This window comes from Bradyrhizobium sp. AZCC 1721 (genome assembly GCF_036924715.1).
Classification (GTDB): Bacteria; Pseudomonadota; Alphaproteobacteria; order Rhizobiales; family Xanthobacteraceae; genus Bradyrhizobium.
Map to the genome: position 1 here is coordinate 485,515 of NZ_JAZHSB010000001.1, position 25,327 is coordinate 510,841.

Consider the following 25,327-nt stretch of genomic DNA (forward strand, 5'->3'; position numbering starts at 1 on the left):
ACGCCCCATGCTCCGCGCCGAAGACAACAAATTCCTCACCGAGAGCGGCGCCGGCACCGGCATGGGTGAATTGCTGCGCCGCTTCTGGATTCCGGTGCTGCTGTCGGAAGAGTTACCTGAGGCCGACGGCCCGCCGAAGAAGATCGTCGTCATGGGCGAGGAGCTGCTCGCCTTCCGCGATACAAGCGGCGTGGTCGGCGTCATCGATCAATATTGCCCGCATCGCGGCGCCAATCTCTGGCTTGGCCGCAACGAGGAGTGCGGCATCCGCTGCGTCTATCACGGCTGGAAGTTCGACACCGACGGCCGCTGCGTCGACATGCCGACCTCCTATCCCGACCTCAACGCCAAGGACATGATCCGCATCAAGTCCTATCCGGTGCGCGAGTGGGGCGACATGATCTGGGCCTATATGGGTCCCGCCGAAGAGGTGCCCGAGCTGCCCGATCTGGAAATGGCGCTGGTGCCGCCCTCGCATCGCTACGTTTCGAAGAAATGGCAGGACTGCAACTGGGTGCAGGCACTGGAAGGCTCGATCGACACCGCGCATTTTACCTTCGCGCATCTCTCCTTCGAAAAGGAAGAGAACGAGATCCTCGATATCAAGAAGCACTTTGTGAATCCGCTTGTGCGCGTGGCCACCGATCACATGCGCTGGATCGCGGAAGATCCGCGCCCCGTCATCAAGATCAACCCGCATGACGCCGGGCTGACGATTGCCGGCGGGCGTCTCACCGGCAGCGATAGTATCTACTGGCGTATCGCCCAGTTCCTGATGCCGGTGCATGCCTATGCGCCGAGCGCGATGCCGGGCGAGAACATCTTTGGTCAGAGCTTTGTGCCGGTCACCGATACCAATTGCTGGATCTATACTTATGCCTGGAATCCGGAACGGCCGATTACGGATGCCGAGCGTGAGGCCTACGATCGCGGCAACGGCGTCATTGCGGAAGTCGACGAGAACTATGTGCCGCTGCGCAACAAGTCGAACAACTACCTGATCGATCGCAAGCTGCAGAAGACCCAAAGCTACACCGGCATCAAGGGCGTGTCCGAGCAGGACGCCGCCGTGCAGGACAGCCAGGGCCCGATCGCCGACCGCACGCGCGAACATCTCGGCCCGACCGACCTCGGCATCATGCATTTCCGCAAGCTCGTAATGGACGCCGCCCGGGCGCTGCAGAAGGGCGAGGCGCCGCCGCACCTGAAGCATCAGGACCGCTACGCCGTGCGCTCGGGCGCCTGCGTCACCAGCAAAACCAAGGACCTCACCGCTGTCATGATCGAGCGGTTCGGCGATGCGGCCGGCTATGTTGGCGGTCCCGGCAGGAACGCGGCGGCAGAGTAGGGGCAGGCCTGAGCAAATATTACTCGCGCAGATCGTAGCGGTAGGATTTCGAGACGATTTTCCAGCCGTCCCGCAGCTTCATCGCCACCAGATAGTCGGTGAAATAGCGCGGCGGCAACTGGCAGCGCACTTTGATGAAGGCGGTCTGATCATCCGAGCGATCGATCGTCACGATGAAATCCTCGCGCGGCTTTCCTTCAGCCTTGGCGGAGGGCCGCTTGCGTACCCGGTCGAGCCAGTCCGGTACGGTCAGCACCTGCAACTCGCCCTTCTCCAGCCAGCGCAAATCGGCGCTTGCGTCGAAGATCGCGCCGAGCTTGTCGGCATCGCCCTCATAAAGGCCATCGAAATAGGTCTGCACCACGGCTTCGACGGTCGATCGGTCTGAGCTCACGGCTATTCCTCCCGGACAAGACAGAAATCATTCGGGGTGAATTTAGTCATGGACCGGCGGATTGCGCTATTGAGAAAAGGCGAACGCTCGCATCGTTGCCGAGGAATGCAACTGTCCCGCGGGCTGCGCCGGGAACCCCGGTGGAAACGGGCAATAGCGGTGGCCGAACCTGCGGGCCTGTTCGCCTGACTAAGAATATAGCGAGGGGCGCGATTCACGTCTCCGTGGTTCGTGACCTAACTCACAAAGCCCGCCTGATCCTTCTGATAGGCAGACCGGTGTGGTAAAAAAGTACGAGGCTCCGGAGGAGTCATGATGATGTCTGGATCGCTAAAATTGTGCCGATGGGCACTTGCAGCCGCCGCCTTCCTGCTGGTGAGCGAGCCGGCCTTTGCCGAGAAGCGCGTCGCGCTGATCCTCGGCAATTCCGCCTACCAGAATGTCGCACCCCTCACCAACCCGGTTAACGACAGTTCCAAAATCGCGGCAACGCTGAAGGACGCCGGTTTTGACGTCGTCGATTCCCGCCGTGACTTGCCGGCGGCCGAGACCCGTCGCGCGCTGCGCGACTTCGCCGATCGCGCGCGCGATGCCGATATCGCCGTGGTCTATTACGCCGGCCACGGGATCGAAGTTGACGGCGCGAATTACCTGATTCCTGTCGATGCGAGGCTGGAACGCGATACCGACATTTATGACGAGGGCCTCTCGCTCGATCGCATCCTGATCGCAATCGAGCCGGCCAAGAAGCTGCGGCTCGTGATACTCGACGCCTGCCGCGACAATCCGTTTGCCCGCACCATGAAGCGTACCATCGCTTCGCGCGCGATCGGGCAAGGCCTGGCCAAGGTCGAGCCGACCAGCCCCAACGTCCTGATCGCCTATTCGGCCAAGGCCGGTTCGACCGCGGCCGACGGTGACGGCAAGAACAGCCCGTTCACGTCGGCGCTGTCGAATCATTTGACGAAGCCCGGGCTCGACGTCCGCCGCGCGTTCGGCTTTGTCCGCGACGAGGTGCTCAAGACCACCAATAATCGACAGGAACCCTTTGTGTATGGTTCGCTGGGCGGTGAAGACGTGCCGCTGGTGCCGGCGCGTCCGGCGCCTGCGGCGGCAGCTCCTGCGCCAGCCCTCAGTGCGCAGGCCGAAGCCCGCCGCGATTACGAACTCGCGCTGCAGATCGGCAACAAGAGCGCGCTCAACGCCTTCCTTGGGCAATATCCCGACGGCTTCTATTCGAGCCTTGCAAAACTTCAGCTCGACAAGATCGCGGCCGAGGAGGCGCGCGTCGCGGCGACCGAGAAGGCGCGGCTCGCCGAGCAGGAACGGGCCCGGCTCGCCGCCGAGGGCGCCCAGAAGTCGCAGCAGGCAAAGGCCGAAGCGGAAGCCAAGGCCGCCGAGCAGGCGCGCATCGCGGCTGAAAAGGCCAAGCAGGTGGCGCAGGAGCAGGCGGCCGCGGCCGAGCAGAAGCGCGTCGCCGCCGAAAGCGCTGCCGCCGACAAGGCGCCCGCCCCGGCATCCGCTGACAAGGACAAGACCGTGAACGTTGCTGCCCTCACGTCAGGGCCGCCGCAGGCCGACGTCACCAAGTCGGTACAGGCCGAACTGCAACGTGTCGGCTGCCTGACCGGCAACGCCGATGGCAACTGGAATCGCGCCTCGCAGCGGTCGCTGACCCTGTTCAACCGCTACGCCGGAACCAAGCTCGACACCAAGGTCGCCAGCGTCGATACGCTCGATACGATCAAGCTGAAGTCGGCGCGCGTGTGCCCGCTGGTCTGCGAGCACGGCTTCAAGGCCGAGGGCGAGCGCTGCACCAAGATCACCTGCGCGGAGGGCTCGTACCTCAACGACGACAACGAATGTGAGAAGCGTGGCGCCAGGAAGCCGGTGGCCAAGCGCGAGAAGCCCGAACCGCGGCAGGCGCTGGAAGCCAGGCCGTATCAGGTGCCGCGGGGCAGGCAGGCCACCGCCGGGCGTTATCAGGGACGGGATCCGAGCATCGGGGCCAGTGGCCGCCCGCTCACCGGCCTCGAACGCCAGCAGGGCTGCAATGGCTACCAGGCCATCATGTCGGGCGTGTGCCCGTAACGGCGGCCGGCATCAGATCAAGTCCACATTGGCGCCGCGACAGCGGGGCCAATTGCTTTTCAGATCACGCTCGCCGCGATATTCACCATCAAGGCCAGCAGCGCGGTGTTGAACACGAACGAAATGATGCCGTGCACGGTCGCGGTGCGACGGATAATCCTGTCGGTAATGCCGACGTCGGAAACCTGCGCGGTCATGCCGATCACGAACGAGAAGTAGACGAAATCCCAGTAATCCGCATCGTCGTGTGGGGCGCCGCTTGGAAACTGCAGGCCGCCGGGCTTTTTGCCGCGATAGAAATCATGGGCGTAGTGCAGCGCAAAGGCGGTATGCACAAGCGCCCATGACAATGCGATCGTCGCCGTCGCCAGGATGAGCCCGGCCGGATTGCCTTTCGAGGCGCCGAGCTCGAGCACGATCGCGCCAAGGCTTGCGAGGGCGCCGAACGCGGTCACTAACAGGATCAGGAAACGCCCGTCATCCTGCAACACCGCGCTGCGCCTTATGTGGCCGACGTCGCAGCGCAGCATCATGATATAGGCAAGCACGAGATACAGTGCGGCAAAGACATCCCAGCCGACGATGAGACGTGTCGCCAGCCGAAACGTATCAGGCACCAGGAAGAAGACGGTCACGCCAACCGCGAGCGCGATAAAGGTCCGCGGCCTTCCGTAGACGACGCGGACCGGCATCGGCAGGTTCTGGAAGCGAACAAGGTGTTTCTCGAATTCCTTGTCCATCCGTTGGCCTTTGATACGCGCTATAGCGTTTTCGAGCGAAGTGGATACCGGTTCGCGTGAAGAAAACGCGTCAAAACATGAATCCAGAGCTTCGGTTCTGATTTCAATCAGAGCCGAAGCTCTAGTTCCTGCGCTCCGCGACAAAGCGCGCGGCTGCCCGCAATATGTCGCCCTTCGCGCCGAAGATCGACAGTGCGGAATCGGCGCGCGCCAACAGATCGCGCACGCGCTGCTTGGCGCCATCGATGCCGAGCTGGGTGACGAAGGTCGTCTTGCCCAGCGCCGCATCCTGGCCGGTCTGCTTGCCGAGCGCTGCGGCGTCGCCCTCGACGTCGAGCAGGTCGTCGGCGATCTGGAACGCCTCGCCGAGCGCGCGGCCGTAGTCGTCGAGCGCCTGGTATTCCTTCGGCGTGGACTGGCCGAGGATCGCGCCGGCGATGCAGCCATAGCGCAACAGCGCGCCGGTCTTCATCTGCTGCAGCCGCGCCACGTCGACCGGCTCGCGGTCGCCGAAGCGGCCTTCGCCGGCGAGGTCGAGGATCTGGCCGCCGACCATGCCGCCGATGCCGGAACCGCGCGCCAGTGCCCGCGTCAACAAGAGGCGCACATTGGCGTCCTTGTGGATCTCGTCGCGGGTGACGATGTCGAACGCCAGCGTCAACAGCCCGTCGCCGGCGAGGATCGCGGTGGCGTCGTCGGTCTTCTTGTGCAGCGTGGGCCGGCCGCGGCGCAAATCGCTGTTGTCCATCGCCGGCAGATCGTCATGGATCAGGGAATAGCAATGGATGCATTCGAGAGCCGCGCCGACCAGCAGTGCGGCCTCGCGCGGGACGCCGAACACCGCCGAGCTTTCGACCACCAGAAAGGGCCGCAGCCGCTTTCCGCCGCCGAGGCTGGAATAGCGCATCGCGTCCATGAGCCGCTTCGGCCGTGCGATCTCGTCGGGCAGCAGCGTATCGGACAACAGCTTCGCCAGCAGCGCTTCGGTGTCCTCCGCGGTTTGGTCCAGTCGTTTGGCAAAATCGGCAGTGGCGGTGGTCATTAAGAATAGCTCCAGATCAATTTGGCCCGGACAATGTTTGATGGCGGGCGCTTCGTCAATTCCATGACCCCCGTCACAAAAGCGCTGGAAAACGCCCGAAATATCATGGAGATGTCACATGGGTGGGGCCTGTTCAGCGGTCCCGGCGGGCCTAAGCTGAACCGGAAGCATCCAATTTGCGCATTGTCCGAATTTTCGTGCTGATCCTGCTGGCGGTGCTGTTGCTGCCCTACCTGGTGACGCCGTTCTACCGCACCGGGCATCCGGTCTCGGCCCTGATGGCCTGGCGCTGGCTCAAGGGCGCGCCGGTGTCGCGGCAATGGATCGATTTCAAGGCGATTTCGCCCTACCTGCCGCGCTCGGTGGTCGGCTCCGAAGACGCCAGATTCTGCAGCCATCGCGGGGTCGATTGGGGCGCGCTGCAGGACGCAATCGACGACGCCGAGGACGGCGAACCCACCCGCGGCGGGTCGACAATTACCCAGCAGGTGGCGAAAAACCTGTTCCTGTGGCCGGGCCGCAGCGTGGTCCGCAAGGTGCTGGAACTACCGCTTGCGATGTGGATCGATCTGGTGCTGCCCAAGCAGCGGATCCTGGAAATCTATCTCAACATCGCTGAACTCGGCCCGTCCGGGCAGTTCGGGGCGGAAGCCGGTTCCCTCTACGCCTTTGGCCGTTCGGCCTCGACCCTGTCGCCGCGCGAGGCCGCCTTGCTGGCGGCGATTCTGCCCAACCCTGTCAGGCGCAGCGCCCGCAACCCCGGCCCCGGGGTGCGCCGTCTGGCCGCCACCTACATGGCGCGGGCCAATGCCGCGGCGCTACAGCGCTGCTGGAGCGAGAATCGCGCTTTTTGAGCCAATTTTCGGCCGGTTTTACCGCAACCTGCCCTAGCTTTACGCCGGCCCATCCTCTATAAGCGCGGCCTTATCGGCATCGCAGCCCGTGCGCGAAGCGCTGGGCGGTCTGGTTTCGGACGGATGCCTCCGACAAAACACCCCTAGAGGACTGTTATGGCCGTTCCCAGAAGAAAAACATCGCCCTCGCGGCGTGGCATGCGCCGCTCGGCGGATGCACTGAAGAAGCCGACCTATGCCGAGGACAAGGATTCGGGCGAGCTGCGCCGTCCGCACCACCTCGACCTGAAGACCGGCATGTACAAGGGCCGGCAGGTGCTGAAGAAGAAGGAATCCTGACCGGATAGGGGATTAAGGCACCGCTTCCAGTGGCGCCTGCCCGAATTTGGCCAACGAGTGGGCCAACGGTTCCACAGGGCGAAGCGATGCTTTGCCCGGGGACATTTCCGGTTTTCCTAGCAAGGCGCGATACCCATGGTCGGTTTTCCGCTGCTTCTGATTCCGCTCGCGATCTACAACATCATCGTCTTCCTGATGCCGGAGGTATCGTTCACCGATCCGCTGGTGAAGCTGACCTTGATGTCGGGTGCGGAATGGACCGTGACGCTGAGCGACGTGCTGCTCACGCTCAGCATCTTGCTGCTACTCGCCGAAGTCATCAAAGGCGCGCGGCCCGGCGCGAAATATCTCACCGACCATCTGCTTTCGCTGATCGTGTTCGGAGCGGCGGCGGCTGAATTCATGCTGTGGCCGAAGTTCGGCACCTCGACCTATTTCCTGATGACCGCGCTGTCGCTGGTGGATTTCCTCTCCGGCCTCGCATTGCGGACACGACGCCGTGCCGTCGTCGCAGCGGCGGCGCCAGCGCCTACGCCTCCAGCAAAAGACGCCGAAAAAGCCGAAGCCCCGGCAGCCGAGCCCAAAATTGAGCCTGCACCGGCAGCAGCACCTTCGCCTGCCCCTGCCCCTGCCCCTGCCGCTGCTACACCAGCGGCAGCCTCTGTTGCTGAATCCGTGTTGAAGGATCGCGCCGAGCCGAAACCGGTGCAGCCCGCCGCCGCGCCCGAGGCGGCTTCAACGGCAGCCCCGTCGCCCGCAGTGTCGTCATCGGAAGTTCCTGCGCCAGAAGCCCCTGCACCCCAAAGCCCTGCACCCCAAGGCCCTGCACCCCAAGGCCCTACACCCCAAGGCCCTCCGCAAGGCCCTACGCCCCAAGTCTCGTCGCCAGGACTGCAGCCGGGCTCAGGCCCTCCGCCCTCGGATAAGCCCGATACGCCTCAGCGCTGATCCTCTAGATGGATTGCCGCGTCCGGAAGCCGGTGCTGCTACACCGGATCTGGCTGGCGCCATAGGCCGTCTGCGCATCCGCCAGCGATGCCCGCCTCAGGCCGCGGGTTTGCGGTGTCTGATCGGCGGTCGCGATCAACTGCGCGAGGAAGGTCGGATCGGGCCGCGGCATCGCCCCTCTCTGTGACCAGTGTACGGACTGGGCGACCGGCACCAGCTCGACGCAGACCGGCTCGTCGAGGTTGACGAACTCGCCGTCCAAAATTTCCTCTGATCGATCGATATCCAGCATCGCGCACCGCAACCGGCTAAAACTGTCACGTTTCGGGACGAAACGCCCCACTGCGATCTGACCTCGCAAGGCCTATGCCGCTCCCTTCCGCTTCGTTCCCGGCCAACCCGGAAAGTCCGTGAAACATGGTTTCCGGATTATTTATCAACTTAGCCTAGCCTCTCGTTCGAAACAGCCACTATCCTCAAGGCCCAAGGGAATCACCAGGGAATCACCCGGCGGTGTCCCGAATCGAGGCGATCTAATGCCCCCTGTCCCGCAAGCCTCCAGCATTCTTGCCTCGCTAGGCCAGGCAGCTTTCGTTTGGGACCTGATAGCGGACACCATCGCCTGGAGCGACAATGCCGGCGCGGTTTTCACCGACATTCCGGCGGACGCGCTGGCGAGTGGCGCCGGGTTCGCCGGGTTGATCGAGCCCTCCCGTTCGATCCGGACGGACGCCCTCACTCGATCGCCACCGCCGCGGGACGGCGAAGGCGTCGCCTACCGGGTCGAATATGGCGTGCGAGCCTCAAGCTCCGCGCCGGTACTCTGGATCGAGGAAACCGGTTGCTGGTTCGCAGGGCCCGACGGCAAGCCGGTGCGCGCGCAAGGCATTGTCCGCATCAACAATGAGCGCCGTGCCCGTGACCAGCAATTGCTGAAGCTCTCCATGCACGATCCGCTGACCGGTGAACTCAATCGCACGCATCTCATCGCCTCGCTGGCGGAAGCGATCGAGGAAGCCAAGCGTCTCCGGTCGACCAGCGCCTTCATGCTGATCGGCATCGATCATTTGGCGCGCGTCAACGACGCCTTCGGCTTCGATGTCGCGGACGCCGTGATTGCCGAAGTCGGAAAGCGCATCCGTGCCAAGCTGCGCGGCGGCGACGTGCTCGGGCGCTTCTCCGGCAACAAGTTCGGGCTGATCTTGAGGAACTGCAGCGTCGACGACACCAATATCGCGGCCGAGCGCTTTCTGGCGGGGGTCCGAGACGAGGTAATCCCGACCAAATCCGGTCCCGTTTCGGTGACTGCCTCGATCGGCGCGATCAGCATCCCCCGTTACGCCCGCAATGCCGATGAGGCCGTCAACCGCGCCCAGGAAACGCTCGATGGCGCCAAGCGCCGCCGCGCCGGATCATTCGCGCTGTGGAAGCCGAACGTCGAGCGCGACGCCCAGCGCCGCGTCAACATCCGCGTCACCGACGAGATCGTCACTGCATTGAACGAGCGGCGGATCGTCACCGCCTTTGAGCCCGTGGTCGAAGCGCGCTCGCGGCAGCCGGCGTTCTATGAATGCCTGGTACGGATGGAGCAGGAGGACGGGCAGGCGCTGCTGGCGCCCGATATCGTTCCTGTCGCCGAACGATTGGGCCTGATCCGGCTGGTCGATCATCGCGTGCTCGAACTCGCGGTCGCCGAACTCGCGGCGTCGCCGAACGTGCGGCTCAGCCTCAACATCTCGCCCGACACCACCATGGACCCGGACTGGTGGACCGGAATCGAATCGCTGATGCAGGCGCATCCCGGCGCCGGCGAGCGGCTGATCGTCGAGATCACCGAAACGGTTGCGATCCAGGACATCGACGACGTTCGCGGGTTCGTGACCCGCTTGAAGAATTTCGGCAGCCAGATTGCGATCGACGATTTCGGCGCCGGCTACACCTCGTTCCGCAACTTGCGCAAGCTCGGCGTCGATATCGTGAAGATCGACGGCGCCTTCGTGCAGAACATCGCACGCTCCGCCGACGATCGCGCCTTCGTGCATACGCTGATCGATCTGGCCAACCGCCTGCAGATCAAGACGGTAGCCGAATGGGTGCAGGACGAGGAAACCGCCGTGATGCTGCGCGAATGGGGCTGCGATTACATCCAGGGCCGCCTGATCGGACTGGCATCGCCGCAGCGGCCGTGGGCTACGCAAACTGAGACGATATTGCCGGCAGCGGGCTAGCTCTCTCCGCCAGTCGTCCCTGCGAACGCAGGGACCCATACGCCGCGGCCCATCAGCGGCGCAATCGGGTAGACGGCTTCACTAAACAATCAACGCTGGTGGTTATGGGTCCCTGCGTTCGCAGGGACGACGGGATAGAGGCGAGGACCTCTCAACATGTCGCCCCTGCGAACGCAGGGGCCCATACACCGCGGCCGGCGCAAAGGGCACAAGGGGCGACGGCTGCGCTTCGACAATGTAGGCTGGTGGTTATGGGTCCCTGCGTTCGCAGGGACGACAGTAGAGATAGTGAAACGAAGGAGAGTTCTACTCTTCCTTCTTCGGCTCTTTCGACATGCGCTCGAGGCGTTCCTGCATGTCCTTCATCTGGCGGCGAAGATCGTCGATATTGTCTCCGTCGGTCGAGGGCTCCGGCACCTTCTCCGGCTCCGGCGAAGTCGATCCGGCGCGCGGCGGCACGAACGGCTTGAACATCGAGAACGTCTGCTGAAACAATTCCATGTTGCGGCGGACATGTTCCTCGAGCGGCGCGAACGGCGTGCCGCTGAAGGTATTGGTGAGCTGCTTGCGGAATTTTTCCTGCTCGCGCGTCAGCGTATCGATCGACTGCTCCAGATATTTCGGCACCACCAACTGCATGCTGTCGCCGTAGAAGCGGATCAACTGCCGCAGGAAAGTGGTGGGCAACAGATTTTGTCCGGCCTTGTTTTCCTGTTCGAAGATGATCTGCGCCAGCACCTGACGGGTGATGTCGTCGCCGGTCTTGGCGTCATAGACGAGAAAATCCTCGCCTTCCTTCACCATCGCTGCGAGATCCTCGAGCGTCACATAGGTGCTGGTGCCGGTATTATAGAGCCGCCGGTTAGCATATTTCTTGATGGTCGTAGGTTGGTCTGACTTTGCCATAAGCTCACACATCGACACCGAGAGCAGGGAACCCGGCGGCTTCGCCGACGGGCAGACGAGCAACGCAAGCGCAGCAAAGTAAGCATTTTCAATGCGGTTCGGCTACCGTTTTGTGCGGCACGGTTAATTCCAAGGCATAGACGCTGCTATGGAAACCCCCGGGGGATCAATTTGAATGCGCCGCGGTAGGATTTTGGGCGCCGGCCGATTGACATGGGTCAACGAGGTTAACAACATAAGGTGAGAGACAGGCACGCCACCCCGGCCGCCCGCCGTCCAACCAACTCAAGCCCAAGAAACCCCATAAGGAGATGTCCATGTCAGACGATGTCGTCATCGTCAGCGCCACCCGCACTCCGGTCGGCAGCTTCAACGGCGCGTTCGCCACCACCCCGGCCCATGACCTCGGCGCCATCGCCATCAAGGCTGCGCTGGAGCGGGCGGGTGTCGAGCCGGGCCAGGTCTCCGAAGTCATCATGGGCCAGATCCTGACCGCGGCGCAGGGCCAGAACCCGGCCCGCCAGGCCTCGATCAACGCCGGCATTCCGGTGGAGAGCCCGGCCTGGGGCGTCAACCAGCTCTGCGGCTCGGGCCTGCGCTCGGTCGCGCTCGGCTACCAGGCACTGCTGAACGGCGATTCCTCGATCGTGGTCGCGGGCGGCCAGGAATCGATGAGCATGGCGCCGCATGCGCAATATCTGCGTGGCGGCGTGAAGATGGGCGGCCTGGAGCTGGTCGACACCATGATCAAGGACGGCCTGTGGGACGCCTTCAACGGCTATCACATGGGTAACACCGCCGAGAACGTTGCCAAGCAGTACCAGATCACCCGCGCCCAGCAGGACGAGTTCGCCGTTGCCTCGCAGAACAAGGCCGAGGCCGCGCAGAAAACCGGCAAGTTCAAGGACGAGATCACGCCGGTCACCATCAAGACCCGCAAGGGCGACGTCGTGGTCGACACCGACGAATATCCGCGCCATGGTGCTACCCTCGATGCGATGGGCAAGCTCCGTGCGGCCTTCGAGAAGGACGGCACCGTGACCGCCGGCAACGCCTCGGGCATCAATGACGGCGCCGCCGCCGTGGTGCTGATGACCGCCAAGGAAGCAGCCAGGCAGGGCAAGAAGCCGATCGCCCGCATCGTCTCCTGGGGCCAGGCCGGCGTCGATCCCAAGATCATGGGCACCGGCCCGATCCCCGCGTCGCGCACTGCGCTGAAGAAGGCCGGCTGGAACGTCGGCGACCTCGACCTGATCGAGGCCAACGAGGCGTTCGCGGCGCAGGCCTGTGCGGTCAACAAGGATCTCGGCTGGGACACCAGCAAGGTCAACGTCAATGGCGGCGCGATCGCGATCGGCCACCCGATCGGCGCGTCGGGCGCGCGCGTGCTGGTGACGCTGTTGCACGAGATGCAGAAGCGCGATGCCAAGAAGGGCCTCGCCACGCTGTGCATCGGCGGCGGCATGGGCATCGCGATGTGCGTTGCACGCGACTGAACTAAAGGCAGAGTGAGCGGTTGAATGATGAAAAGATCATCTCGCAACCGCGGCTCGAATTGGTAAAGATGAAATGCCCGGTCTTCGTGCCGGGCATTTTCATCTTGTGGGTGCGTTTCCAAGAACGCTTTCAAAAAGATTGAGACTCGTCAAAAGACCGGGACAATTCCGGCGTACTAAGCGATTACCAAGGAGGACTACGACATGGCACGTGTTGCATTGGTTACGGGTGGTACGCGGGGCATCGGCGCTGCGATCAGCAAGGCGCTGAAGGCTGCGGGCTACAAGGTCGCGGCGAGCTACGCCGGCAATGATGCCGCCGCCGAGAAGTTCAAATCCGAGACTGGCATCCCCGTCTACAAATGGGACGTCAGCTCCTTCGATGCTTGCGCCGAGGGCATCAAGAAGGTCGAGGCCGATCTCGGGCCGATCGACGTGCTGGTCAACAATGCCGGCATCACCAAGGACGGCGCCTTCCACAAGATGACGCTCGAGCAATGGAACGCGGTCATCAACACCAATCTCGGCTCGCTGTTCAACATGACACGTCCGGTGATCGAGGGCATGCGCGCCCGCAAGTTCGGCCGCATCATCAACATCTCCTCGATCAATGGCCAGAAGGGACAGTTCGGCCAAGTCAACTATTCCGCCGCCAAGGCCGGCGACATCGGCTTCACCAAGGCGCTGGCGCTGGAGAATGCCAAGGGAGGCGTGACCGTGAACGCGATCTGCCCCGGCTACATCAACACCGAGATGGTGCAGGCGGTGCCGAAGGACGTGCTTGAGAAGAGCATTCTGCCGCTGATCCCGATCAATCGTCTCGGCGAGCCCGAAGAGATTGCCCGCGCGGTGGTGTTCCTGGCTGCCGACGAGGCCAGCGGCATCACCGGCTCGACCATGACGATCAACGGCGGCCAGTACTTGGTGTGATGATCGTCGCGTCATCGCGCGAAGCCGTTGCGTGCAGCAGCGACCAGTAAAAAGTCGTCATGCCCGGGCTTGTCCCGGGCATCCATGTCTTTACAACTGGCGGCAAGAAAGACGTGGATGGCCGGGATAAACCCGGCCATGACGGAAGAAGCTGAACACTTTTCAACGCATGACCTCCCGCACCGCTACCCTGATCGGATTGACCGCGATCCTGATGTGGTCGCTGCTGTCGGTGTTGACGGTCGCGACCGGAAAAATTCCGGCGTTCCAGCTCGCCGCCATGACGTTTGCGATCGGAGCTTTGGTCGCCTTCGCAAGTTTTCTGTTCCGGCCTTCTGCGTTTGCAGCCTTAAAACAGCCAGCGGTCGCCTGGGTCGTCGGCGTCGGCGGATTGTTCGGCTATCACGCGCTGTATTTCCTCGCGCTGCGCTACGCGCCGCCGGCCGAGGCCGGCCTGCTGAACTATCTCTGGCCGCTGCTGATCGTGCTGTTCTCGTCGCTGCTGCCGGGCGAGCGGCTGGCGCCACACCACATCATCGGTGCGCTGCTCGGGCTTGTCGGCACGGTGCTGCTGTTCGCCGGCAACGGCGCCAGCTTTGCGCCAGGCCAGATCCCAGGGCTGGCTGCGGCCTTCGTCGCCGCCTTTGTGTGGGCGGCGTATTCGGTGATGTCGCGCAAGCTCAAGGCGGTGCCGACTGACGCCGTGGCCGGCTTCTGCCTCGCCACCGGGCTGCTGGCCGCGCTCGTCCACGCCATGGTGGAGAAGACGGTCTGGCCGGAAACGATCGGGCAGTGGCTTGCCGTCATCGCGCTCGGCGTCGGCCCTGTCGGTGCTGCGTTCTTCGTCTGGGATATCGGCATGAAGCGCGGCGATATCCGCGTGCTCGGAGCGGCATCCTACGCGACGCCGCTACTATCGACCTTGTTTCTGATCCTCGCCGGTTTCGCGCAACCGACGGCCACGATCGCCGTCGCCGCAATCCTGATTGCGGGCGGCGGGCTGATCGCGGCGAAGGATATGGTGTGGCGGAAATCTTAGGCCGCCGGCTTCCAGCCCGGCGGCTTGTACATCGCCTCCGGAATCTGCCCAAGCTCGGAGCGTTGCAGCTTCTCCGGCATCAGCCCGTAGAACTGCTGGAAGCTCATGATCAGCGGCCGCCATTTGTCGGGATCGATACGGTTGGGCTCGTCATCCATCATGATTCCCGGATGCGCATGCACGCGCGTGATGCGCACCTCGATCGCGGCAAGATTGCCGCGCCAGACCGCATCCTCCTCGGCCATCCCGTGGACGCGTGCGACCTTGGCTTCGATCTGCACCGGGCATTCCAGCGCGCGCGGCGCCGCAACGGTTTCGCCCGGCATCGCGGACAGGCCGCACAGGCCAAACTTGTCACGCGCGTGCCGATAGCCGCGCATCCGCTTGCCCGGCGGCACCGGATCCGAGCCGGTCGTGCGAGCCAGACGATCGACCGCGCCGACCAGTGCGGCCGACGGCAGATTGAGCACGCACTCGCCTGTCCGGATCATGTTCTCGGTGGTCTTTGAGTTGGCCGCTAACCCCAGCATGCAGCGCCAACCAACCCACCATGCCGACGACATCGGCGCGAGGTTGAATGAACCGTCCTCATTGGTCGAGCCGATCAGAACCACCGGCGTGCCGAAATAGAGAATCGCCGGTTCGATCTGGATGTTCGAGATTTCAAAAGTGCCGTGCATTTTTCCGCTCCTCTTGATGCGAGCGGAAACTATTGACGCGAATGCGCGGAACCCACCCGATTCCCGATCGCGATTTTTCATTGCGGCGGGAACGAATGACGACTAGGTCGGCTCCCAGCCCTTCGGCGCCAGCTCGAATTTCGCAAACTCAAATCCTGGCGCCACGGTGCAGCCGACCAGCGTCCAACTGCCGGTGCTCTCGGCGGCCTGCCAGGCGTGCGGCGGGACGATCGCCTGCGGCGCCTCGCCGGCGGCAAGATTCGCGCCGAGCTTCACGCTGCGTTGCCCATCACTATCAGCGATCCAGAGCGTCAGCGCCGCGCCCGCGTAATAATGCCAGGTCTCGACCGCATCGATGCGATGCCAATGCGAGCGTTCGCCGCGTGCCAACAGGAAATAGATCGCGGTCGATCGCGAACGCCCGGCGGTGTCCACACTGTCATCGCGAAACGTCTCGCGATAATGCCCACCTTCGGGGTGCGGCTTCAGGTCGAGCCGCGCGATGATCTCGGCGGCTTCTCGCGGCAGCGCCATCAGGACTTGTTCTTGCGTTCGCGGAGTTCGCCGAACACTTCGACGGCGCTGGCGCCCTTCATGTGCAGCTTGGCTGCCACCGATGGCTCGTCGGCGCGCAGGAACACATTGGCTTTTTTCTCCTCGCCCAACAGCACCGGGATCGTCGGCTTGTTCTCCGCGCGCAGCCGCGTCACTTCCTCGGCGCGCGCCTTCAGCGCCGGATTGTCGCCGTCGACGGTGAGCGCGAATTTGACGTTGGATGCAGTATATTCATGGCCGCAATAGAGCTTGAAATCGTCCGGCAGCGCACGGAGCTTCAACAGCGAATCCCACATCATCGGATAGTTGCCCTCGAACACCCGGCCGCAGCCGATCGAGAACAGCGTGTCGGCGGCAAACACCGCCTTTTCGGTATCGAATACGTAGGAGATATGATCGAGCGTGTGCCCCGGCGTTTCCAGCACCCTGGCCAGCAGGCTTCCCACCTTGAGTACGTCGCCATGGGCAGCGCGCAGGTCGACATTGGCAATCTTGGTGGACTTGTCGTGCGGTGCAACGACGCGGCAATTATATTTCTGCTTCAGCTCGGCAACGCCGCCGACATGGTCGTGATGGTGATGAGTGACGAGAATATCCGTCAGCGCCCAGCCTTCGCGCTCCAGCGCCTTGATGATCGGGGCGGCTTCCGGCGCGTCGATCGATGCGGTGGCCTTGGTCGCGGGATCGTGGATCAAATAGCCGAAATTGTCGCTGAGGCAGGTGAAGGTACGAATTTCCGCGGCCATGACAGCTCCGTGGTTAAGGCTTTCAGCCCCGTCAATCCGCAAGAAATATGGCGTTAACGCTTGCGCGGCAATGCCATTTTCGGCACGCCGCAATGAAACACGGTATGGTAGATTGTGCCCATGACTATCGACGTCATCGATCTCCGGGATTTCTATTCGCAGCGCCTCGGCATCGTGGCGCGGCAGTTGATCAACCGCGGCATTCGGGCGCGCTGGTCCGACGCGGCGGGGCAGCGGGTGCTCGGGCTCGGCTATCCGACGCCCTATCTCGGGCTGTTTCGCGAGGATTCGGAGCGCTGCATCGCTTTCATGCCGGCGGCGCAGGGCGTCCTGAAATGGCCGACGGGGCGGCCGGCGCTGGCATCTCTGATCGATGAATTCTCGATGCCGCTGCCGGACGCCGCGGTGGATCGGATCTTGCTGGTTCATGCGCTGGAGATGTCGGACGATCCGGAGCGCCTGTTGCGCGAGGTGTGGCGGGTGCTGGCGCCGTCCGGGCGGCTGATTGCGGTGATCCCGAACCGGCGGGGCGTGTGGACGCGCACCGACAATACGCCGTTCGGTCACGGCCGGCCCTATTCGCGCGCGCAGATCACGCAATTGCTGCGGCAGACCTGGTTCACGCCGGCGGCGTGGGGCGAGGCGCTGTTTCTGCCGCCGGTCGGCAATAGTTGGTTTCTGCGCTCAGCGATGGCGTGGGAGCGTGTCGGCGCCGCGCTGTCGCTGCCGTTCGCCGGCGTCCATATCGTGGAAGCGACCAAACAGGTCTATCGCGCGATCCCCGCGGGCCGCGAACGTGCGCGGCTGATTCCGTCGCTGGAGCCGGCGCTGGTGCCGTCATCGACGGCGACAAGGGATAAGGTGTAGTCTATCCGCTCGTCGTCCCTGCCTCCGTGCGCAATCGCGCACTCGGCGCAGGGACCCATAACCACAGGCGGTATTTGTTTGAAAGATCGTCGAGCCACGTGCCTCAAATGAAGGCCGCGGCGACGCGATGAGCGCAATTGCGCTCACGCTCGGGGTCCCTGCGCCGAGTGCGCGATTGCGCACGGAGGCAGGGACGACGATTGTGGGTGAACTACTTATTCGTTCCCCGGATTGAAATCTTCGCTTGGCGCGGCGGGCGCGGCCAAGCTGTCGGGGCGCGGGCCGTGCGGCCGGCGACGCCGGCGCGGGAAACGCTCGCCGCGGCCCTCTTCATATCCGCCGGGCGCACCGTTCACCTGCGGCTGCGGGCCGGTGATGAAGGAGGGCAGGCGGTCGACGCCGCCGGTATCGGCAATCACCGGCTGCGGCTGGGCTTGCGGCTGATATTGCGGCTGCGGACGGTGCTCGCGTTCGCGATGGTGTTCGCGCGGCTGTTGGTCGCGCTGGTAGGGCTGGTTGTCGCCGCGCTGTTCGCGTTCGCGCGGATTGTTGTCGCGAATATATGGCTGCGGCTGCTGCGGGACGAAGCCCGGCTCCTGGCCGAAATGCGAAAAACTCTCGCCGTCGTCGTCACCGTCTTCCGTCGGCTGCATTTCGGTGTCGATGCGCGGCTGCGGCTGGTTCTGCCGGAATTGCTCCTGCGCGGCAGCGATCAGGCGGAAATAATGCTCGGCGTGCTGGTAGTAATTCTCGGCAGCGACTGGGTCGCCGGAAGAGCGCGCGTCGCGCGCTAGCTGAACGTATTTTTCCGCAACGTGCGAAGCGGTGCCGCGGATCTTGATGTCAGGCCCGTTGGATTCGAACACCCGGGTCATCGGGTTCTGACCGCGCCGGCCATCGTTCCGGTTACTGCCTTGGTTCCGGTTACGCATCCGCTTGTTGTTTTGACCGTTTCTCATGTCTCGCCTTTATTCCAGCCCTGATGTTTTGCAGTTGCCGTCGTAGCCTGATCCGACCCGGCGCGCACTCAGGCGCACCGAATCACGATGCCGTTCAAACTCATGTCGTCGATTTCGCCAACCCTCGCGTTCAGCAAAGACGCGTTCCCCAATCGGCGGCGTACATTTGCCCGCCGGATCAAATCATTCAGCCTGCCAAAACCAGTCTAACCGTCTTGCATGACGGCCTCGCGTGACTGGCTGTTGCGTAAGTCTTCAAGCGCAATATCAGGCTTTCGTTCGCTTTACGGTCGAGAGCAGCACAGCTCCAGCTATTGCGCTCGATTCGACCTGCGTTTGGAACCTTTCACCCGGCGGGCTCTCGTTTCGAGAAACTCTGGCCTCACCCGCATGATCTTACGGGGCCAGCAACCCTGCACCGATGTTATGAGCGGAACGTAGTCGCTCCGGGCGAATATTCCAAGGGGTTTTTTTGCGTTCCAAAAGGACTTTATCGGGCCATTTTGTGGCCCGCGACCGCCCTCGGAATGCCCGCCAGATCGGCCTTGGGCGCCGTTGCAGGCATCAAGCCTGCGCTCGTCATCAGGGCCTGGATTGGGCCGCTTTGGCCCTCTCCAGCCTCCACGACCAAGGCTGCACCCGGGGCGAGGAGGCCGGCCGCCTGAGGGATCAACGCGCGGTAGGCGTCCAGCCCGTCGGCGCCACCATCGAGCGCGGCGAGCGGGTCATGATTTCTCACCTCTACCGACAGCCGGTCGATATCCGCCGACCGGATATAGGGCGGATTCGAGACGATCAGATCGAATGAACCGGATAGTCCACGCGCGTAATCGCAGGCGATGAACGTCGCGCGCTCCGAGAGGCCGGCGCAGGCGGCATTGGCCGCAGCGGTTTGCAGCGCCGCTTCGGAGATGTCGGTTCCGAATCCCTCGGCCGCCGGCAATTCGGACAACAGCGCAAGAAGAATTGCGCCGGTGCCGGTGCCGAGATCGGCGATACGCATCGGACGAGCGAGATCGCCGCCGGCGCGTAGCAGTTCCAGCGCCAGTTCGACCACCGTCTCGGTATCGGGTCGCGGCACCAGCGTTGCGGTTGAGAGTCGTAAGGGCAGACCCCAAAACTCCTTCTCGCCGATGATGCGGGCGACCGGCTCGCCTGCGAGACGTCGGCGGGCGAATTCCTCAAGGCGTGTCGATTCGTCCGGCGTTAGTTGGCGCTGGGCGGCCGCGATCAAGCCGGTCAGATCGAGACCGAGCGCGTGACCGATCAGAAGCCGCGCGTCGAGCGCGGCGGAATCGATGGCGGCGGTTTTGAGTCTCGCTGCGAGCGCGCGCCGCGCGGCCTCGACGGTCTGGCCGGCGAAATCCGTCATGCGGCGAGCCACAATCTCGACGTCGTCCCTGCGAACGCAGGGATCCATAACCACCGGCCTTTATTGTTGCGAGAGGTCTCGACCCCCACCGCCCACATTGCGAGGCCGCGGCGTACGGGTCCCCGCTTTCGCGGGGACGACAGCCGGATGTTACTCACGCCGCCGCGCCCTGTGCGGCGAGCTGGGCGGCCTGGTGCTCGGTCGTCAACGCGTCGATCAGTTCGCCCAGCGCTTCGCCCGAAATCACCTGCGGCAATTTGTAGAGCGTCAGGTTGATGCGGTGATCGGTGACGCGGCCCTGCGGGAAATTATAGGTGCGGATGCGCTCGCTTCGGTCGCCGGAGCCGACCTTCTCCTTGCGGTCTGCGGAGCGCGCGGCATCGGCGCGCTGGCGCTCGGCGTCGTAGATGCGCGAGCGCAGGATGTTCATCGCGGAAGCGCGGTTTTTGTGCTGCGAGCGGCTGTCCTGCATCATCACCACGATGCCGGTCGGAATGTGCGTGATACGGATCGCGGATTCAGTCTTGTTGACGTGCTGGCCGCCGGCGCCTTGCGCGCGCATGGTTTCGATCCGCAGATCTTCATTCTTGATGTCGACATCGACATCTTCGACCTCGGGCAGTACCGCCACCGTTGCGGCCGAGGTGTGAATCCGCCCCTGTGTTTCCGTGTCGGGCACGCGCTGCACGCGGTGCACGCCGGATTCGAATTTCAGCTTGGCGAACGCGCCGCGGCCCTGCACCTCGGCGATGATTTCCTTGTAGCCGCCCACGGTACCTTCCGAGGCCGAGATCACCTCGACCTTCCAGCCCTGCAAGGCGGCAAACCGCTCATACATGCGGAACAGGTCGCCGGCGAACAACGAGGCCTCGTCGCCGCCGGTGCCGGCGCGGATTTCCAGCATCACGTTGCGGTCGTCCATGGCGTCCTTGGGCAGCAGCGCCACGCGAATCCTCTGCTCGAGGTCAGCAACGCGCGCCTGCAGCGTTTCGAGCTCGGCTTCGGCCATGCTGCGGATTTCGGGATCGGTACCGGCATCAGCCAAGAGCGATTCGGCGCCCGCAATCTCGGCCCGCGCCGTCCGATACGCCTTGACCGCATCGATCAGCGGATTGAGCTCGGCGAGCTCGCGCGTGATCTGGACGTATTTTTCCGAATTCACCTGGCCCAGCAACTCGGCCTCGAGCGAGGCATGATGGGCGAGCAGGATATCGAGTTTGGCTTCGGGCAACATGGCGTATTTCTCAGGCAGCGGATACGGAAAGGTGGCGTTGTCGGGACAGAGCCTCGCTACAACGACAGCCCCTCGGCTTCCGCGAATTCCGTCAGCTTCTGCCGGATCGAGACGCTGCCGGCTGGCGCGTCGAGCAGCGGCATCAGGACAGCTTCCGCCTTTTTGGCGTCGAGGTCGAGGATCATCGCCTTGACCGGGCCGTGCGCGGTGGCCGACAGCGACAGCGAGCGGTAGCCGAGCGCGATCAGCGCCAGCGCGCCGAGCGGCTTTGAGGCCATCTCGCCGCATAGCGAGGCCATCTTCTTCGCAGCTTGCGCTTTCCGCACGATATCGCGCAGCGCGCGCAGGATCGGCACCGACATGGTGTCGAACCGTTCGGAAACTTTTGCGTTGCCGCGGTCGACCGCAAACAAGAACTGGAACAGGTCGTTCGAACCGACCGAAACGAAATCGACCTTCTTCAAGAGTTCGTCGAGTTGATAGAGCAGCGCCGGCACTTCCACCATGGTGCCGACGTCGATACGTTCCGGCAGCGCGTGGCCGTGCTGGCGCAGGTATGTCAGTTCGCGCTCGACAATGGCCTTGGCCTGGTCGAATTCGGCGACATCCGAAATCATCGGAAACATGATCTTCAGCGCCCGGCCGCCGCCGGCCCGCAGCAGCGCGCGAATCTGGCCGCGCAATAGTCCGGGACGGTCGAGCCCGAGCCGGATCGCACGCCAGCCGAGCGCCGGGTTTTCCTCGATCACGGTCTCCATATAGGGCAGCGCCTTGTCGCCGCCAATGTCGAGGGTGCGGAACGTGACCGGCTTGGAACCGGCGGCGTCCAGCACGGTGCGATAGAGCGCGAGCTGGTCGGAAGCGCGCGGCAGGCTCTGGCCGACCATGAACTGCAGCTCGGTGCGGAACAGCCCGATGCCGGCGCTGCCGGTGTCGTCGATATGCGGCAGGTCGATGACGAGGCCCGCGTTGATCATCAGTTCGACCGGCTGGCCGTCCTTGGTCACACAGGGTTTGTCGCGCAGCGCGGCGTACTGCGCCTGCCGCCGCGCGCGAAACCGCACCCGCTCGGCATAGGCCGATTCGATCTCGGCCGAGGGGCGGACATAGATCGAGCCCGAGGTGCCGTCGACGATGATGGGATCGCCGGGGTCGGCAATGCCGGGCGCGTTCGGGACTTCGCCGACCGCAGGGATTCCGAGCGCGCGCGCCACGATCGAGACGTGGGAATTCGCGGTGCCTTCCTCCAGCACCAGGCCGCGCAGCCGCTTGCGATCGTAGTCGAGCAGCGCCGCCGGTCCCATCGCGCGCGCGATCAGAATGGCGTTTTCGGGAAGCTGCTCGCGCGAGGGCGCGTGATCCTGGCCGACCAGTTGCCGCATCAGGCGATGGCCGAGATCTTCCAGGTCGTGCAGGCGGTCGCGCAGATAAGGATCGGTCGAGCGCAACATGCGCGCACGAGTATCGGACTGCACGCGCTCGACCGCGGCTTCCGCGGTGAGGCCGGTGGCGACCGCCTCATGCAGCTTGTGCGACCAGCCGTGGTCGTTGGCAAACATCCGGTAGGCTTCCAGCACCTCGCGGTGCTCGCCGCCGTCGGCGACGTCGCCGCGCTCCAGCATGCGGTCGAGGTCGGCGCGCAGCTTGGTCAGTGCCGCGTCAAGTCGTTTGATTTCCTTCGGCAGGTCTTCGGCGATGTAGTTGGTGATGACGACGCGCGGCTCGTGCAGCACGACATGGCCGAGCGCGATGCCGTCGGAGAGGATCGCGCCGGTCTTGTGCAGGGAATGCCGCGCCGCCGGTTCCGCGCCGGGCTGCGCCAGCGCTGCCAGTTCGCCAGAGGCGATCATCTCCGCCAACACCATGGCGGTGGTCTGCAGCGCCTCGACCTCTTCCTCGACATAGGTGCGCTTGGCGCGGTTCTGCACCACCAGCACGCCGAGGGTGTTGCCGGCGCGCAGGATCGGGACGCCGAGGAACGAATGGTAGATTTCTTCGCCGGTTTCCGGGCGGAACGAGAACGCCGGATGGCTCTGCGCGTCCGAGAGGTTGAGCGGGCTGGCCTCGCTGGCGACGAGGCCGACGAGACCCTCATGCGCGTTCAGCACGGTGCGGTGCACCGCGTCGCGGTTCAGACCCTCGGTGGCGTAAAGCTCGAGCGTGTTATCGATGCGCAGCACGTAGCAGGAGCAGACCTCGGCCACCATGTTGGCCGCGATCAACACCACGATCTTGTCCAGGCGTTCCTGCGCCGAGACCTTCTCCGCCATGGTCTCGCGGAGCCGTCTCAACAAGACGCGGGGACCTCCCGACGTGCTCCGCATGTATCAATATCCTCCCCCGCAAAGCCAGCCCGCCGGGTGGCCGGTCGCTGGCGTGAAACGCACGAAACGCTACGATTATATTCATTCGGCGCCGCCGCTGGCCACCGATCCAGGCCGAATCGAGATCGCCTTTGGTGCAGTTTGCGGCAACGCACCTCACAGGCCGTATAGCCAATCGAGGCTTGCTTTGCCAAGCAAAACGCCTGCCAGAAGCAATAACGTGTGGGTCAGGGCCGATGCTGCGCCAGCGAAACGCATGATCCGCCAAACCAAGCCGGTCTGGGATCAGACCATGCGCTAAATTTGAGAGAAAATCGTTCTAAGTCTGATCGAGCCCGTAGAGCGTGTGCAGCGTGCGCACCGCTAGTTCGGTATAGGCGGCGTCGATCAGCACCGAAAACTTGATCTCCGAGGTGGTGATGGCGCGGATATTGATGTTGCGCTCGGACAATGCCTTGAACGCCTTCGCCGCGACGCCGGCATGGCTGCGCATGCCGCTGCCGATCACCGAGACCTTCGACACGTCGGTGGCGCTGTCGAGCCGGGCATAGCCGATCTTGCCTTTCGACGAGGTGATGGTGTCGCGGGCGCGGTTATAGTCGGAGGCGGGAACGGTGAAGGTGAGATCGGTGGTCTTGCCGTCTTCGGAGACGTTCTGCACGATCATGTCGACATTGATATTGGCCTCGGCCAGCGGGCCGAAGATCGCGGCGGCAACGCCCGGCTTATCCTCGATCTGGCGGAGCGAAATCTGGGCTTCGTCCTTGGAGAAGGCGATGCCGGTGACGACGTGGCTTTCCATCATGATTTCCTCCTCGCTGCAGATCAGCGTGCCCGGCGGTGTGCCGTGCGGGTCGATATCCTCGGGCTTGTCGAAACTGGAACGAACGAACACAGGTATGTTGTGCACCATGCCGAGTTCCACCGAGCGCACCTGCAGAACCTTGGCGCCCAGCGAGGCCAGTTCCAACATGTCCTCGAAGGCGATCTTGTCGAGCCGGCGCGCCTTGGGAACCACCCGCGGATCGGTGGTGTAGACGCCGTCGACGTCGGTATAGATGTCGCAGCGGTCGGCCCGGATGGCGGCGGCGATCGCCACCGCCGAGGTATCCGAACCGCCGCGCCCGAGCGTGGTGATCCGGTTGGTCTGCGGGTTGATGCCCTGGAAACCGGCAATGACGGCGACTTCCTGGCGATCCTTGAAGCGAGCGGTGATCTCGCTGCCGTCGATCTCGAGAATCCGCGCCGAGGCGTGAGCGTCGGAGGTCTTGATTGCGATCTGCCAGCCCTGCCAGGAGCGGGCCTGGATGCCCATGCCCTGCAGCACGATCGCAAGCAGGCCGGCGGTCACCTGTTCGCCGGATGCCACCACGGCGTCATATTCGCGCGCATCATGCAGCGGCGAGGCGTCGCGGCACCACTCCACCAACTCGTTGGTCTTGCCGGCCATGGCCGACACGACGACGGCGACGTCGTGCCCGGCGTCGACTTCGCGCTTGACGTGACGCGCGACGTTGCGGATTCGGTCGATGTTGGCGACGGACGTGCCGCCGAATTTCATCACGAGGCGGCCCATGACGACGCGTGCATTCCCTGTGAGGATAAGTTAGGTGACCCGCACGGAAAGTGGAGCGCCCGGGCCGAAAGCGGCGTATACATAGCGACGCGGTCCGGGGCAAGCACCCCCGGTTCCGTTTTCGACCCAAAAGTGACGGAAATTACTGTAGTAGCGGGTTAATTCAGGGCGAGCGTATGGGGCGTTATATCGATGATATCCTGCAGCCCGGCGAGAGGGTGCTGTATTCGACCAATGCGCACTGGATCTTCTTTTTGCCGGCGATCATCGGCTGGATTATGGCGGGCCTATTCCTGGTGATCTCGGGTATGGTGCCAGCGGGCTCATCCGTACTGATCTGTCTGTCGCTGGCGGCGATATCAGCCATCGCTGCGTTGTACAAAACGGCCACCGCCTGGTTCCATCGATGGACCACCGAGACCGACGTCACCAATTTCCGTGTCGTCCACAAGACCGGCTTTGTTCAGCGGCAGACGTTCGAGATGAGTGTGGACAAGGTCGAGAGCGTCGACGTCAACCAGAGCATCCTCGGCCGCATCCTCAACTACGGCGACGTAACGGTCTCGGGGGTCGGCGAGGGTGGCAAGACCCTCGACACCATTGCTTCGCCACTGGCGTTTCGCAATGCCATCACGGCACGACCGGCCGGTACGTAACTC

General features: G+C 63.7%; 24 protein-coding genes. 11 read left to right on the forward strand and 13 right to left on the reverse strand.

Features of this window, described 5'->3' with window-relative positions; all coding sequences use genetic code 11:
• The first annotated feature begins 7 nt into the window (after positions 1 to 7).
• Positions 8 to 1,348 (forward strand): Rieske 2Fe-2S domain-containing protein, encoded by a 1,341-nt coding sequence (locus tag V1273_RS02295; RefSeq protein WP_334408591.1) that lies wholly within the window; start codon positions 8 to 10, stop codon positions 1,346 to 1,348.
• 19 nt (positions 1,349 to 1,367) lie between these two features.
• Here V1273_RS02295 and V1273_RS02300 read toward each other — a convergent pair whose 3' ends face one another.
• Entirely contained in the window at positions 1,368 to 1,742 is a 375-nt protein-coding gene (locus V1273_RS02300; RefSeq protein WP_334366063.1) for a nuclear transport factor 2 family protein, read from the reverse strand.
• Between the two features lie 318 nt (positions 1,743 to 2,060).
• Here V1273_RS02300 and V1273_RS02305 point away from each other — a divergent pair, with 318 nt between their 5' ends.
• Positions 2,061 to 3,833: a caspase family protein gene (locus V1273_RS02305; RefSeq protein ID WP_334412153.1), complete on the forward strand. Its 1,773-nt coding sequence runs from the start codon at positions 2,061 to 2,063 to the stop codon at positions 3,831 to 3,833.
• A 59-nt stretch (positions 3,834 to 3,892) separates the two neighbouring features.
• Here the strand turns inward: V1273_RS02305 and V1273_RS02310 are convergent, their stop codons facing one another.
• The gene (locus tag V1273_RS02310) at positions 3,893 to 4,573 is read right to left on the reverse strand and encodes a DUF1345 domain-containing protein (protein ID WP_334379480.1); all 681 of its coding nucleotides are present in this window, start codon (positions 4,571 to 4,573) and stop codon (positions 3,893 to 3,895) included.
• A gap of 121 nt (positions 4,574 to 4,694) precedes the next feature.
• The gene (locus V1273_RS02315) at positions 4,695 to 5,615 is read right to left on the reverse strand and encodes a polyprenyl synthetase family protein (RefSeq protein ID WP_028347703.1); all 921 of its coding nucleotides are present in this window, start codon (positions 5,613 to 5,615) and stop codon (positions 4,695 to 4,697) included.
• 176 nt (positions 5,616 to 5,791) lie between these two features.
• Between V1273_RS02315 and mtgA the strand changes: the two genes are divergently transcribed.
• The 3 genes from mtgA to V1273_RS02330 all read left to right on the forward strand — a co-directional run bounded on the left by mtgA (position 5,792) and on the right by V1273_RS02330 (position 7,756).
• The gene (gene mtgA, locus V1273_RS02320) at positions 5,792 to 6,469 is read left to right on the forward strand and encodes a monofunctional biosynthetic peptidoglycan transglycosylase (protein WP_334379479.1); all 678 of its coding nucleotides are present in this window, start codon (positions 5,792 to 5,794) and stop codon (positions 6,467 to 6,469) included.
• A 156-nt stretch (positions 6,470 to 6,625) separates the two neighbouring features.
• Positions 6,626 to 6,808 carry a 50S ribosomal protein L32 gene (rpmF, locus tag V1273_RS02325; protein ID WP_028347701.1) on the forward strand — a complete coding sequence of 61 codons (183 nt, stop codon included), beginning with the start codon at positions 6,626 to 6,628 and terminating at the stop codon, positions 6,806 to 6,808.
• A gap of 135 nt (positions 6,809 to 6,943) precedes the next feature.
• On the forward strand, positions 6,944 to 7,756 hold the full coding sequence (locus V1273_RS02330; protein ID WP_334408593.1) for a hypothetical protein: 813 nt from the start codon (positions 6,944 to 6,946) through the stop codon (positions 7,754 to 7,756).
• A gap of 4 nt (positions 7,757 to 7,760) precedes the next feature.
• On the opposite strand, the gene V1273_RS02335 is transcribed toward V1273_RS02330, so the two are convergent.
• Positions 7,761 to 8,048 carry a hypothetical protein gene (locus tag V1273_RS02335; RefSeq protein ID WP_334408594.1) on the reverse strand — a complete coding sequence of 96 codons (288 nt, stop codon included), beginning with the start codon at positions 8,046 to 8,048 and terminating at the stop codon, positions 7,761 to 7,763.
• A gap of 244 nt (positions 8,049 to 8,292) precedes the next feature.
• Between V1273_RS02335 and V1273_RS02340 the strand changes: the two genes are divergently transcribed.
• Positions 8,293 to 9,984 carry a putative bifunctional diguanylate cyclase/phosphodiesterase gene (locus tag V1273_RS02340; RefSeq protein ID WP_334408595.1) on the forward strand — a complete coding sequence of 564 codons (1,692 nt, stop codon included), beginning with the start codon at positions 8,293 to 8,295 and terminating at the stop codon, positions 9,982 to 9,984.
• A 306-nt stretch (positions 9,985 to 10,290) separates the two neighbouring features.
• On the opposite strand, the gene phaR is transcribed toward V1273_RS02340, so the two are convergent.
• Positions 10,291 to 10,890, reverse strand: coding sequence for a polyhydroxyalkanoate synthesis repressor PhaR (gene phaR, locus V1273_RS02345; protein ID WP_334366071.1), 600 nt, complete (start codon positions 10,888 to 10,890; stop codon positions 10,291 to 10,293).
• A 317-nt stretch (positions 10,891 to 11,207) separates the two neighbouring features.
• On the opposite strand from phaR, the gene V1273_RS02350 reads away from it, so the two are divergent.
• The 3 genes from V1273_RS02350 to yddG all read left to right on the forward strand — a co-directional run bounded on the left by V1273_RS02350 (position 11,208) and on the right by yddG (position 14,355).
• Positions 11,208 to 12,386 (forward strand): acetyl-CoA C-acetyltransferase, encoded by a 1,179-nt coding sequence (locus V1273_RS02350; protein ID WP_334408596.1) that lies wholly within the window; start codon positions 11,208 to 11,210, stop codon positions 12,384 to 12,386.
• 204 nt (positions 12,387 to 12,590) lie between these two features.
• A complete protein-coding gene (gene phbB, locus V1273_RS02355) occupies positions 12,591 to 13,316 on the forward strand; it encodes an acetoacetyl-CoA reductase (protein ID WP_334366073.1) in 726 nt (241 codons plus the stop codon).
• A gap of 169 nt (positions 13,317 to 13,485) precedes the next feature.
• On the forward strand, positions 13,486 to 14,355 hold the full coding sequence (yddG, locus tag V1273_RS02360; protein WP_334408597.1) for an aromatic amino acid exporter YddG: 870 nt from the start codon (positions 13,486 to 13,488) through the stop codon (positions 14,353 to 14,355).
• On the opposite strand, the gene V1273_RS02365 is transcribed toward yddG, so the two are convergent.
• The 3 genes from V1273_RS02365 to gloB form a co-directional block, all read right to left on the reverse strand.
• On the reverse strand, positions 14,352 to 15,035 hold the full coding sequence (locus tag V1273_RS02365; RefSeq protein ID WP_334408598.1) for a flavin reductase family protein: 684 nt from the start codon (positions 15,033 to 15,035) through the stop codon (positions 14,352 to 14,354). The two genes, yddG and V1273_RS02365, sit on opposite strands and share 4 nt — an antisense overlap.
• Before the next feature lie 102 nt (positions 15,036 to 15,137).
• Positions 15,138 to 15,569 (reverse strand): cupin domain-containing protein, encoded by a 432-nt coding sequence (locus tag V1273_RS02370; RefSeq protein ID WP_442894054.1) that lies wholly within the window; start codon positions 15,567 to 15,569, stop codon positions 15,138 to 15,140.
• Positions 15,569 to 16,336, reverse strand: coding sequence for a hydroxyacylglutathione hydrolase (gloB, locus tag V1273_RS02375; protein ID WP_334408599.1), 768 nt, complete (start codon positions 16,334 to 16,336; stop codon positions 15,569 to 15,571). The genes V1273_RS02370 and gloB overlap by 1 nt, the downstream gene beginning before the upstream one ends.
• A 120-nt stretch (positions 16,337 to 16,456) precedes the next feature.
• Here gloB and V1273_RS02380 point away from each other — a divergent pair, with 120 nt between their 5' ends.
• The gene (locus tag V1273_RS02380) at positions 16,457 to 17,203 is read left to right on the forward strand and encodes a methyltransferase domain-containing protein (RefSeq protein WP_334408600.1); all 747 of its coding nucleotides are present in this window, start codon (positions 16,457 to 16,459) and stop codon (positions 17,201 to 17,203) included.
• Between the two features lie 215 nt (positions 17,204 to 17,418).
• Here the strand turns inward: V1273_RS02380 and V1273_RS02385 are convergent, their stop codons facing one another.
• The 5 genes from V1273_RS02385 to V1273_RS02405 form a co-directional block, all read right to left on the reverse strand.
• Positions 17,419 to 18,162 (reverse strand): DUF4167 domain-containing protein, encoded by a 744-nt coding sequence (locus V1273_RS02385; RefSeq protein ID WP_334408601.1) that lies wholly within the window; start codon positions 18,160 to 18,162, stop codon positions 17,419 to 17,421.
• Between the two features lie 490 nt (positions 18,163 to 18,652).
• Complete coding sequence (prmC, locus tag V1273_RS02390) at positions 18,653 to 19,534, reverse strand: peptide chain release factor N(5)-glutamine methyltransferase (RefSeq protein WP_334408602.1); 882 nt, start codon at positions 19,532 to 19,534, stop codon at positions 18,653 to 18,655.
• A gap of 154 nt (positions 19,535 to 19,688) precedes the next feature.
• Complete coding sequence (gene prfA / locus V1273_RS02395) at positions 19,689 to 20,768, reverse strand: peptide chain release factor 1 (protein ID WP_334366079.1); 1,080 nt, start codon at positions 20,766 to 20,768, stop codon at positions 19,689 to 19,691.
• A 56-nt stretch (positions 20,769 to 20,824) separates the two neighbouring features.
• Positions 20,825 to 23,092, reverse strand: a complete 2,268-nt coding sequence (ptsP, locus tag V1273_RS02400) for a phosphoenolpyruvate--protein phosphotransferase (RefSeq protein ID WP_334366080.1) — start codon at positions 23,090 to 23,092, stop codon at positions 20,825 to 20,827.
• A gap of 319 nt (positions 23,093 to 23,411) precedes the next feature.
• The gene (locus V1273_RS02405) at positions 23,412 to 24,668 is read right to left on the reverse strand and encodes an aspartate kinase (RefSeq protein ID WP_334408603.1); all 1,257 of its coding nucleotides are present in this window, start codon (positions 24,666 to 24,668) and stop codon (positions 23,412 to 23,414) included.
• 176 nt (positions 24,669 to 24,844) lie between these two features.
• Between V1273_RS02405 and V1273_RS02410 the strand changes: the two genes are divergently transcribed.
• Positions 24,845 to 25,324: a PH domain-containing protein gene (locus V1273_RS02410; RefSeq protein ID WP_334408604.1), complete on the forward strand. Its 480-nt coding sequence runs from the start codon at positions 24,845 to 24,847 to the stop codon at positions 25,322 to 25,324.
• Positions 25,325 to 25,327: the final 3 nt, after the last annotated feature.